Annotated in this window: 10 protein-coding genes; 4 read left to right on the forward strand and 6 right to left on the reverse strand. The window is 65.1% G+C overall.

The window, feature by feature from the left end; translation table 11 throughout:
- Positions 1-190: 190 nt before the first annotated feature.
- Complete coding sequence (locus tag Q0X85_RS00730; protein WP_297767655.1) at positions 191-658, reverse strand: Lrp/AsnC family transcriptional regulator; 468 nt, start codon at positions 656-658, stop codon at positions 191-193.
- Positions 659-777: 119 nt separating this feature from the next.
- Between Q0X85_RS00730 and Q0X85_RS00735 the strand changes: the two genes are divergently transcribed.
- On the forward strand, positions 778-984 hold the full coding sequence (locus Q0X85_RS00735) for a DUF6356 family protein (RefSeq protein ID WP_297767658.1): 207 nt from the start codon (positions 778-780) through the stop codon (positions 982-984).
- A gap of 83 nt (positions 985-1,067) precedes the next feature.
- On the opposite strand, the gene Q0X85_RS00740 is transcribed toward Q0X85_RS00735, so the two are convergent.
- The 5 genes from Q0X85_RS00740 to Q0X85_RS00760 all read right to left on the reverse strand — a co-directional run bounded on the left by Q0X85_RS00740 (position 1,068) and on the right by Q0X85_RS00760 (position 8,012).
- Complete coding sequence (locus tag Q0X85_RS00740) at positions 1,068-3,272, reverse strand: NADP-dependent isocitrate dehydrogenase (RefSeq protein ID WP_297767661.1); 2,205 nt, start codon at positions 3,270-3,272, stop codon at positions 1,068-1,070.
- 129 nt (positions 3,273-3,401) lie between these two features.
- Positions 3,402-4,625, reverse strand: coding sequence for a multidrug effflux MFS transporter (locus Q0X85_RS00745; protein ID WP_297767664.1), 1,224 nt, complete (start codon positions 4,623-4,625; stop codon positions 3,402-3,404).
- A gap of 326 nt (positions 4,626-4,951) precedes the next feature.
- Entirely contained in the window at positions 4,952-5,413 is a 462-nt protein-coding gene (locus tag Q0X85_RS00750; RefSeq protein ID WP_297767666.1) for a TspO/MBR family protein, read from the reverse strand.
- Positions 5,410-6,459 (reverse strand): 15-cis-phytoene synthase, encoded by a 1,050-nt coding sequence (crtB, locus tag Q0X85_RS00755; protein WP_297767668.1) that lies wholly within the window; start codon positions 6,457-6,459, stop codon positions 5,410-5,412. The genes Q0X85_RS00750 and crtB overlap by 4 nt, the downstream gene beginning before the upstream one ends.
- On the reverse strand, positions 6,456-8,012 hold the full coding sequence (locus Q0X85_RS00760) for a phytoene desaturase (protein WP_297767669.1): 1,557 nt from the start codon (positions 8,010-8,012) through the stop codon (positions 6,456-6,458). Before Q0X85_RS00760 ends, crtB begins: the two co-directional genes overlap by 4 nt.
- 70 nt (positions 8,013-8,082) lie before the next feature.
- Between Q0X85_RS00760 and crtA the strand changes: the two genes are divergently transcribed.
- From crtA to Q0X85_RS00775, 3 genes are all read left to right on the forward strand, one after another.
- Entirely contained in the window at positions 8,083-8,829 is a 747-nt protein-coding gene (crtA, locus tag Q0X85_RS00765) for a spheroidene monooxygenase (protein ID WP_297767673.1), read from the forward strand.
- Positions 8,826-9,830: a magnesium chelatase ATPase subunit I gene (gene bchI, locus Q0X85_RS00770; protein ID WP_297767675.1), complete on the forward strand. Its 1,005-nt coding sequence runs from the start codon at positions 8,826-8,828 to the stop codon at positions 9,828-9,830. The genes crtA and bchI overlap by 4 nt, the downstream gene beginning before the upstream one ends.
- Positions 9,827-11,422: magnesium chelatase subunit D (locus Q0X85_RS00775; protein ID WP_297767677.1), on the forward strand; the 1,596-nt coding region annotated here is incomplete at its 3' end. The genes bchI and Q0X85_RS00775, both read left to right, overlap by 4 nt.

Below are 11,422 nucleotides of genomic sequence, written 5' to 3' on the forward strand. Positions count from 1 at the left end.
CGCCGCGCAGCGCCCGACCGCCCCCTCGGGCGGGCGCTTTTGCAACGTTTCAAGCCATTGAAAACGCGGGAGTGTTTGGCTGGCATAAAGTGCGATCCACAGAGGTTGCTGCGCCCACCCGGCGGTCAGGCACCGCGCGGCTTGTTTCTGACCCCCCAATGTCCGCTCCAGGCCAAACACCCCCGCCCCATCACCCCTCAAACAACGGCAATTCCGTGCTGTGCTTGATCTCCTCCATCACGAAGCTGGCCGAAACATCGCCCATCGGCACCCGCGCGATCAGCGTCTGGTAGAGCCGGTCGTAATCCGCCATATCCGCGACCCGCGCGCAGATCAGGTAGTCAAGATCTCCGGTCATGCGGTAAACCCCCTGAATTTGCGGCATGGCGCGGGTTGCACGGGCGAACCTCCCCAGCCAGTCGGCATCATGCGCCGCCGCGCGGATCTGCATGAAGACGGTCAGCGGCAGACCGACCATCGCGGCATCGAGCAGCGCCACCCGGGCGCGGATGACGCCCGCCGCCTCCATTGCCTTGATCCGCCGCCAGCAGGCATTGCGCGACAGCCCCACGACCTGCCCGAGCGCATCCAGCGGGGTATCGGCACGGCGTTGCAACTCTGTCAGGATTCTGCGGTCGAGATCGTCCAGTTCTGTCATATTCCGGCGCACCTTGTGGAAATTATCCCAATACCAAGAAGTATTGCGAGAAATTTGGGATAATGTCACGCAGGGACTCGCATAGCTTGGCGCCAGCCAACCAACAGGAGGACCAACAGATGATTTCGAGGCTGTTTCTGGAGCATCCCCGCAAGGTGGAGGAAAGCTATGTCGAGCATGCGGTATTCGCCGGGCGGTTCGCGCTGCGGCTCTTTGCGGCGGCCTGTGCCGCGTTGATTCACGCGGTGATCCCGTGCCTGTTCGAAAAGACCGCAAGCCGGATGATCGCGACGATGTATGCACAGACCCACAATCGGGGTCAGTGACCGAACGTGCACCGACCGGAGCCTCAAGCAAGGCCCCGGTCGCGTGACGTCTCAAGCGGCGCGGACATGACCCGCGCCTTTTTTCAGCCGATGATCTCGTTAAGCGTCGCCGAGGGCCGCATCACGGCAGCGAGTTTCTCAAGATCGGGATGGTAATAGCCGCCGGTATCCGCCGGGCTGCCCTGTGCCGCGGCGAGTTCGCCCACGATCTTGGCCTCGTTTTCGGCAAGCGCCTTGGCGACCGGGCCGAATTCCTCGGTCAATGCCGCGTCGTCGGATTGCGCCGCCAGCGCCTCGGCCCAGTAGCGGGCAAACCAGTAATGGCTGTCGCGGTTGTCGGGCTCGCCGACCTTGCGGCTTGGCGAGCGGCCGTGATCGAGAACGCCCTGCGTCGCCGCCTCGACCGCCTCGCCCAGCACACGGGCACGGGCGTTGTCATGGGTCTCGGCGAGGAACTTGAGGCTTTCACCAAGCGCGCAGAATTCGCCCAAGCTATCCCACCGCAGATGGTTTTGTTCCTGCAATTGCTGCACATGCTTGGGGGCCGAGCCGCCCGCGCCGGTCTCGAACAGCCCGCCGCCATTCATCAGCTTGACGATGGAGAGCATCTTGGCCGAGGTGGCAAGCTCCAGGATCGGGAACAGGTCGGTCAGGTAGTCGCGCAGCACGTTGCCGGTGATGGCGATGGTGTTCTCGCCCTTGGTGATCGTCTCGAGGCTTGCGCGGGTCGCCTCGCGCGGGGCCATGATCTCGAATTTGTCAGCCACGCCAGCGGCTTCCAAGATGGGGGTCACGTAAGAGATCAGCTCCGCATCATGGGCACGGGTGGCATCCAGCCAAAAGATCGCGCGATAGCCGGTCGCCTTTTGCCGCTCGATGGCGAGGGTGATCCAATCCTCGATCGGCGCCTTGCGCGCCGAGGCCGAGCGCCAGATATCGCCCGCCGCGACGGAATGCTCGTGCAGCACGGTGCCGTCATCGAGGATCATCTTGACGGTGCCGCCTTCCGGGATCTCAAAGGTGGTCGGGTGGCTGCCGTATTCCTCGGCCTTCTGCGCCATCAGGCCGATATTCTGCACCGTGCCAGCGGTCGCGGGGTTCAGCTTGCCGGTCGCCTTGAAAAAGCTGATCGCCTCGTCATAGACGGTGGCATAGCTGCTGTCGGGGATCACGCAGACCGCGTCGTGCTCTTTATTGTCCGGGCCCCAGCCCTTGCCGCCACCCCGGATCAGCGCGGGCATCGAGGCGTCGATGATGACATCCGAGGGCACGTGCAGGTTGGTGATGCCCTTGTCCGAGTTCACCATATACATCGCCGGGCGGTCGGCCATGCAGGCGTCGATGGCCTTGAGGATTTCGGGCTTGTCCTTGACGCGCTCCAGCAGGTCGCCGAGCCCGGCATCGGGCGAGACGCCGAGCGCCTTCATTTCCGACCCATATTGCTCGAACACGGGCGCGAGAAACTGCTGCACCGCGTGGCCGAAAATGATCGGGTCCGAGACCTTCATCATCGTCGCCTTCATGTGCAACGAAAAGAGGATGCCCTCGGCTTTGGTCTTTTCGATCTCCTCGGCGAGGAAGGCGTCCAGCGCCTTGGCGCTCATGTAGGTGGCATCCACGACAGTGCCCGCCGGATAGCTCAGCCCGTCCTTGAGCACGGTTTCTCCCCCCGCGGTCTCCAGCACGATCTTTGCGCCGCTGTCCTTGGGCAGGGTGGCGGATTTCTCGTTGGAAAAGAAATCATCCGCGCCCATCGTGGCGACGCGCGTCTTGCTGTCAGCGGACCACTCGCCCATGCGGTGCGGGTTGTTCTGCGCGAATGTCTTGACGGCGGCGGCGGCGCGGCGGTCGGAATTGCCCTCGCGCAGGACCGGGTTCACGGCAGAGCCCTTGAGCGTGTCATAGCGCGCGCGGGCGGCCTTCTCGTCCTCGGTCTTGGGATCGTAGGCGTAATCGGGGAGGGCGTAGCCCTGACCCTGCAACTCCTTGATCGCGGCCACCAGCTGCGGCTCGGAGGCCGAGATATTGGGCAGCTTGATCACGTTCGCGCCGGGGGTTTTGACGAGTTCGCCCAGTTCGGCCAGATCGTCGCTGACGCGCTGATCTTCGGTCAGGTGATCGGGAAAGGCGGCGAGGATGCGACCGGCGAGCGAGATGTCGCGCGTATCGACCGAGACACCGGCGGCAGAGGCAAAGCGGCGGATGATCGGCAACAGCGAGGCAGAGGCGAGTTCCGGGGCCTCGTCGACCTTGGTATAGACGATATCGGGAGTGGAGGTATTGGCCATCGGGTGTCCTTTCCGATCTGGATTTGCACGGTGTCGCGCGCGCCGCGACTCGCTTGGATTGGCGCTGTCTTATCGGAAAATGCGGTCGCGGGAAAGATAGTATGCGACAGTATACAAAATAAACCTGCGTTATACAGCCTGCGCCGTCCGCGTCTTGAGCCGGTGCATCAGCGCGTAGCCCGCCAACACCGCGCCCAATACGCCCAGATGCGCGGGCATCGGCGTGCCATTGAATTGCTGGCCGATGGGAATGGCGATCACCACGCTGCCCACCGTCGCGATGGCGCCAGTCACGCTGGCGGCCATCCCCGCGATGGCCCCCATCGGCGCCATGGCGAGCGCGTTGAGATTGCCGAGCGTGAGCCCGGCCTGAAAGAACACCGATGTCTGCCAGATCACGAACACGCCGAACTGCGCATCCGGCGGCAGGCCGATCTGCCACAGCGCGATGGCGGCGAGCGAGAGCCCGATCTGCGCGGTCAGCGCCGCGCGCACCATCCGCTCCATCCCCAACCGCATGACAAGGCGCGAGTTGAGAAAGCTGCCGCTGCCCGCGATCAGCGCCATCACGAAGAACCAGTAGGGAAAGCTGTCGGCGCGGTGAAACACCTCGTCGAACACCGGCTGCACCATGCTGAGCGAGGTGAACAGCGTGGTCATGCACAGCATCTGCACCGCGATGGCGGTGCGGGTGACGGGATGGGCCAGCACCTCGCGCAGCGCAGCCAAAAGCGGGGCCGCGCGAAACGGGCGGCGGGTCTGCGGTGCCAGCGGCTCAGGCAGGCGCAGCACCATCCAGACCGACAGGATGCTGGCAAAGAGAATGAATGCCGCAAACACCCCGCGCCAGCCCGCCACGGCGATCACGCCTGCCCCCAGAAGCGGGGCCATGGCGGGGGTGAGGGCAAAGACCATCATCACGAAGGACATCAGCCGCGCCATGTCGCGCCCGGCATAAAGGTCGCGAATGATCGCGATAGAGACGATGCGGAACGCCGCCGCCCCAACACCCTGGATCGCGCGCGCCGCGAGCAGGGTCTCAAGGCTGGGCGCGATCATCGCAAGCGCCGCCCCGGTAATATAGATCGCGGCCCCGCCCAGGATCACCCGCTTGCGCCCGAAACTGTCCGAGAGCGGCCCCGACACGAAGGTGCCCAGCCCCAGCCCCAACAAAAAAGCGGTGATGATCAGCTGCGCGCGGTTCGGCGCGTCGGGGGTGAGCGATTGCGCGATATGCGGCAGGCCCGGCAGCATCGCGTCGATGGAAAACGCCACGGTGGCCGCCATCATCGCCATCATGGCGATGAATTCCGGTCTCTTGATCGGGCGTGTGGCAGGCAATCTGTCGGGCATGGGGCGTCCTTCTTCAGGCAGGTTACGCGGCTTTATCACGCGCCCTTTGGTGTGACCAGATGACGCCTCGCCATTACCTGACAATTTTAAGCAGGTTTACATGCGCAATCAGAATAGGACCAAATAATGAAACGCGCGGTGTTCCACGCTCTCAGTCTTGCCGCGTTGATCGGCATCGCGGCAATTGCAGTGCAGGCCGACACCATGACGCCAGGCGACGACGGGCGGGCGCAAGTCTTTGCTTTCGAGCATGACGGGGACCAGCCGCTCCTTGCCGTGAAATCCTACCCGCTCGATGACGGACTGCCCCGGCTCCAGGCTTGTCTTCAGCTCACCGCGTCCGGGTTGAGCTTCAGCACCGCGCGATTGAGCAGCCCTGCAACGCTGACCCAGACAAGATACGGCACAAACAGCGCCCCCGCGATCCAGTCCACCATCCACAGCGCCACAAGCGTTGATGCCACAGACAGCCACAACGCAGACAGGACGATCAGCCCCAACCGCATGCGCCGAAGACCAAAGAACACCGGCGTCCACAGCCCGTTGAGCGCGATTTGCAAGGACCATAGCGCCATGGCGATGCCGTTGCCCGGGCTAAGCGCAACCCGTGCACCCGCAGCCGCCATGCACACATAAAGCGTGGTCCATGCGACCGGAAACAGCCAGTTCGGCGGTGTCCACCACGGCTTTTTCAGGCGTGCATACCAATCCCCCGGCGGAAACAACCCGCCGGTCGAGCCTGCCGCAAAACAGGCCGCCAGAAAAATACCGAATGTGATCCATATCATGCGGTCTCTCTAACCTGCCCCGGTTCACGGCTCAAGCCCGCCTCGCGCTCGATATCCTGCGCCTTGAGGCGCGCCAGGGCCTCGTAGAGCGTATCGCTCCAATCGGTGGCGCGCGCCGCATCGCGCGCCGCAGCCCTCACCAGAAATTCGGTCTCGGGGAGCGCCCGCGCGTAAATCAGAGGCGAGCGCGGCAAGACCAGCGTGCCGCCCGCCCGCAACATCGCCAGCATCAGCCAGCCCAGCTTTTGCCGCCCATCGGTCCGGGCGCGGCGCGTAATACTGTCATAGCCGCCCGCGCGCACCTGCCCGCCAATCCCGGCGTAGATGAACCGCGCGGCATAGATCCCGGGCCGGGCGCTCAGGGGCAGTGCGGCGATTCCGGCCTCGGACCGCGCGTAGAGATCATTCGCCTCCTGCAACAGCCTGCGCACGATGTGCCGTAGATCCGGGTCAGGTGCGGGCTTGGCCAGAAACGCACCCGGCGTCCTCCCCGCTTCGGCCAACCAGTCCGTCGGCAGATAGAGGCGGCCTTCTCGGGCATCCTCTCCGACATCGCGCGCGATATTGGTCAACTGCATGGCAACGCCAAGATCACAGGCCCGCGCCAGGGCATTGCGGTCCCGAACACGCATCAAAACGCACATCATCGCGCCAACAGCCGACGCCACCCGCGCCGAATAGGCCCGCACGTCCGAGAGTGTCGCATAGCGCCGCCCCTCCGCATCCCAGGCGAGCCCTTCGAGCAGGGCCTCGGGCAACGCGCGCGGCATGTCAAAGCCGTCGATGATGGCCGCAAAGGCGCGGTCGGCAGGCGCGTTGCGCGGACGTCCCGCATAGGCGAGATCCAGACGCTCGTGCAACGAAAGCACGGCGGCGGCCTTTTCCTGCTGCTCATCCACGGCATCATCCGCCAGACGGCAAAACGCATAGAGCGCGAGCGCCGGGTCCCGCACCTTGCGCGGCAAAAGCTTGGAGGCGGCATGAAAAGACCGTGATCCATGCCGGATCGCCTGCGTGCAATGCTCCAGATCGCGGGGGGCGATCATCGCGCCACCCCCACCGGCACCGCGTCGGGCACGAGCTGCGCCAGAACCTCGGCACTGGAAATCACGCCCGGCAGACCCGCGCCGGGATGCGTCCCCGCCCCGACCAGAAATAGGCCGCGCAGTTCTTCGCTCACGTTGTGCGGGCGGAACCACGCACTTTGCAAGATGCGCGGCTCGATCGAAAACCCGGTGCCGTGCGGGCTCAGATAACGATCACGGAATGTCTCGGGGGTAAACACCTCTGACGCAGACAGATGATCGCCGAGCCCTGGTAATAGCTGTTCTTCCAGCACTTTCTGCACCTTTTCACGATAGGGTTCTGCCTGTGCCGCCCAGTCAACCGGATCGGCATGGCCCAGATGCGGCACCGGGCTGAGCGCATAGAACGTGTCACCTCCCTCCGGCGCCACCGTCGGATCAGTGACCGAGGGACGGTGCACATAAAGGCTCATGTCATCGGCCAGAATGCCCTTCCGAAAGATATCGCGCACCAGTCCCTTGTAACGCGGACCATTCAGGATCGTATGGTGCCCTGCATCGGCCCATTTTTCACGCGTGCCCTGCGTGCCAAAGTACCACACGAACAGGCTCATCGACCAGCGCGTGCGCTTGAGCCGCGCCTTGGTCCAGCGCCGATTGTTATGATTGCGCAGAAGATGCTCATACGTATGGCCCGCATCGGCATTGGACACGACGATATCGGCGTTGATCGTCTCGCCCCCGACCAGACGCACGCCGCAGGCCCGGTCCGCCCGGATCAGGATCTCGTCAACCTCTGCCCCCTGCCGCATTACGCCACCCTGCGTCTCGATCACACGCACCATCGCGCGTGCGATGGCATCGACCCCGCCGATCGCATAATGCACACCGAACGCCGACTCCAGATGGCTGACAAGCGCATACATAGAGGTGACGTTGAACGGATCGCCCCCGATGAAGAGCGGATGAAAGCTGAGCGCCATACGCAACCGTTCGTCCGTCATCCGTTTCGCGGCATGCGCATAGACCGACCGATCCGCGCGCAGCCACGCAAATGTGGGCAAGACCTTGATCAGATCCCGCAAGCGATGCATCGAACGCCGCCCCAGATCCTCGAACCCGAACCAATACCGGGTCTCGCTGTCGCGCACAAAGCGATCATAGCCAGCGAGATCGCCGGGCGAAAGGCGTGCCACCTCGGCGCGCATTGCCTCACGGTCCTGCCTTGCGGTGAACGTGCTGCCATCGGGCCAGCGAATCTCGTAAAACGGATCGAGCGCGCGCAAATCCACATCGGTATCAAAATCGCGCCCGCAGGCCGCCCAAAGCTCACGGAATAGCTGCGGCACGGTCACGATCGTGGGGCCGAGATCAAACCTGTGCCCGTTCTGCATGATGCTCGACCCACGGCCGCCGGGGCTGTCGAGCCGGTCAAGTATGGTCACGCGGTAGCCTTTGGCACCGAGGCGCATCGCCGAGGCCAGACCGCCCAAACCTGCGCCGATCACGACCGCATGCGGCGCATCGGCGCGCGCGGCCTGTTCGATCAGGCTGGGATCGACTCTTGTCAACATAGGATCAGCCTACATGTGTCTAGTTTGATTGACAATCCTTTCCGACGACCCTTTTCTTGCACAGAAAACCATGTCAAACTTAATTGACAGCCAACAAAGGAGCGGCGCCATTCAGACCGTCAGTCTCAGTTTCTTCCGCTTTTCTCGTGGCATGGACCGGCTTTGGGCGCTGGCCATGATGGGCGCGGCGCATCTGTCGCTGCCGCGCGTGCCGGATATCGGGTTTTGGAAGCTTCTGGGCTCGGGCACCGGCGAAGGCTTTACCCCGATCCCCAACACGGCGGTTTACGCAATCCTCGCCACCTGGCCCGACCTCGTGACGGCCCGGAAGCAGACCCGCTCGGCATCGATCTTTCGGCGCTATCTCGCCCGCGCGAGCGAAAGCTGGACCGTATTTCTCAGCCCGACCTCCGCACGCGGCTATTGGGCGGGACAAGCGCCTTTCAATCCTGACGAATGCCCATCACAAGGCCCCATCGCGGCGCTGACCCGTGCCACTGTCAAGCCACGCAAGGCGTTGCGGTTCTGGGCGCAGGTCCCCGACATCAGCGCAGTGATCGGCGCCGACCCCAATGTCGCGTTCAAGATCGGCGTGGGCGAGGTTCCCCTGTTGCACCAGGTCACGTTCTCGATCTGGCCGGACGCCGACAGCATGGCGGCATTCGCGCGCCATGACGGGCCGCATGCTCGGGCCATCCGCGCAGTGCGCGACGGTGACTGGTTTCGTGAAGAGCTCTACGCGCGCTTCGTCGTCACCGGCGAGGCCGGCACATGGGGCGGCACCAGCCCCCTCCAGAACATCAAAGGACAGCCATGATCGCACCCTTCCCCTTTTCCGCCATCGTCGGTCAGGACGACATGAAACGTGCCATGATCCTGACCGCGATAGAGCCCGGCTTGGGCGGTGTGCTGGTCTTTGGCGACCGGGGAACCGGAAAATCCACGGCGGTGCGCGCGCTCGCGGCTCTCCTGCCGCCGATCCGCATGGTTTCGGGCAGCCCGACCAATGCAGAGCATCCCGCAGACACGCCAGATTGGGCCCCGCCACCGAGTGATGAGATCATCGAGCGCCCGACCCCTGTCGTCGACCTGCCGCTCGGTGTGACCGAAGACCGCGTGACCGGCGCGCTTGATATAGAGCGCGCGCTGACGCTGGGCGAAAAGGCGTTTCAGCCCGGCCTTCTGGCTCGGGCCAATCGCGGCTATCTCTATATCGACGAGGTCAATCTGCTGGAGGATCACATCGTCGACCTGCTGCTCGACGTGGCCCAGTCGGGCGAGAACGTGGTCGAACGCGAAGGGTTGTCAATCCGTCACCCGGCGCGTTTCGTTCTGGTCGGCTCCGGCAACCCTGAAGAGGGCGAATTGCGCCCGCAGCTTCTCGACCGGTTCGGCCTCTCGGTCGAGGTCCGCTCGCCCTCTGACATCGAGGAACGCATCGAGGTGGTCCGCCGCCGCGATGCCTATGAGCGCGACACAGCGGCGTTCATGGAGATCTGGCAGGCCGAGGATGCCCGTATCCGCTCGGCCATCCTCGCAGCCCGAGAAACGCTGCGCAATATCGCCACGCCCGAGGACACATTGCGCGATTGCGCCACGCTCTGCATCGCGATCGGCGCGGACGGCCTTCGGGGCGAACTGACGCTCTTGCGCGCCGCCCGCGCGCTTGCTGCCTACGAGGGCACCGCAGCCGTCAGCCGCGAACATCTGGCGCAGGTGGCCCCGCTCGCGCTCAGCCACCGGCTGCGCCGCGACCCGCTGGACGAGGCAGGCAGCGCCACGCGCATCGCACGCGCCATGACAGAGGTCTGGGGATGACTGACAGCCCGGCATGGGCGCGCGGCTTGCGTGCACTGGCACTGCTCGCGGTCGATCCCGAGGGGCTGCGCGGTCTGACCCTTCGCGCGCGCGCCGGCCCTGTGCGGCAGGCCTTCGAGATCGCCCTGGCGCGCCTGCCCGGCCCCTGCCGGCGCATTCATACGGAGCTTGGCGATACGCAGCTCTTCGGTGGTGCAGATATCTCCGCCACGCTGGCTGCGGGTCGCCTTGTCGAGAGCGCGGGGCTGGCGCAGACCCCGGGCCGCCTTATCCTGCCCATGGCCGAACGCACCCCCCCCGCTCTGGCCGCGAGGCTGGCGCAACTGTTAGACCAAAGTCCGGGCCATTCGCTCATTCTGCTAGACGAGGGCATAGACGCAGAAGAGACCGCGCCACACACCCTCACCGAGCGCCTCGCCCTGCATGTCAGGCTCGACGATATTTCGCACCGGGCCGCACGTGTCCTTATGCCCGCCCCTGCAGAGATCCGCGCGGCATGCGAACGCCTGCCATTCATCAGCCACACCGATGAGGATATCGCAACGCTCGCCGCCCTGGCCGCAAGCTTCGGCATCGACAGCGCGCGTGCGCCATGGCTCGCTCTGCGGGCGGCCCGCGCCATCGCGGCACTTGAGGGCGAAGACCGCGTATCGCCTGACGCGCTGCGCGAGGCGGCCGAACTGGTGTACCCCGCGCGCGCCACCCAAACACCACAAGCGCCCGAACCCGAAGACGAGACACCCGAAGACAGCCCCGACACCGACGATCAGAACCACGCTCAGGACATCGACCTTCCCGACGAAATGCTGATCGAGGCAGTAGCGGCCCTCTTGCCGCCTGCGCTTCTTGATACGCTCACAGACCGCGCCGGACCGCGCCGCGCGTTGGGCTCGGGTGCAGGGGCCAGACGCAAGGCAAAACGCCGGGGCCGTCCCCTCCCCGCGCGGCAAGGCCCGCCCGATGGGCGTGCGCGGATAGATCTCATTGCGACCCTGCGCAGTGCAGCCCCGTGGCAGCCGTTGCGCCGCCGGGCGCAGCCCGACGCGCCGGGCCTCATCATCCACCCCTCCGACATCCACCTCAAACGGTTCGAGGATCGCGCCGACCGGCTTGTGATCTTTGCCGTCGATGCCTCGGGCTCGGCGGCGCTGGCGCGGCTGGCCGAGGCCAAGGGAGCGGTCGAATTGCTGCTCGCACAGGCCTATGCAAGACGCGATCGCGTCGCACTTATCGCATTTCGCGGTACAACGGCAGAGTTGATCCTGCCGCCGACACGCGCCTTGGTGCAGGCCAAGAGGCGGCTGGCCGGGCTGCCCGGCGGTGGCGGCACCCCGCTTGCCGCGGCGCTTGAGGCGACGCTCACCCTCGCCCGGCAATCCTCTGCCCACGGCCTCAGCCCAACACTTGCCTTGCTGACCGATGCCCGCGCCAACATAGCGCTCGACGGTCGCGGCGACCGGGTGCAGGCGGCCGCGGACACGTCGCATCTGGCCCGCCTGTGCCGCGCCGAGGGCCTTCCGTCGATCGTGATCGACACCGCCGCACGCCCCGGCCCGGACCCCGCCAAGCTCGCCGCAGAGATGGGCGCGCGC

Source organism: uncultured Roseovarius sp. (genome assembly GCF_947259555.1).
In the GTDB taxonomy this organism is placed as follows: domain Bacteria; phylum Pseudomonadota; class Alphaproteobacteria; order Rhodobacterales; family Rhodobacteraceae; genus Roseovarius.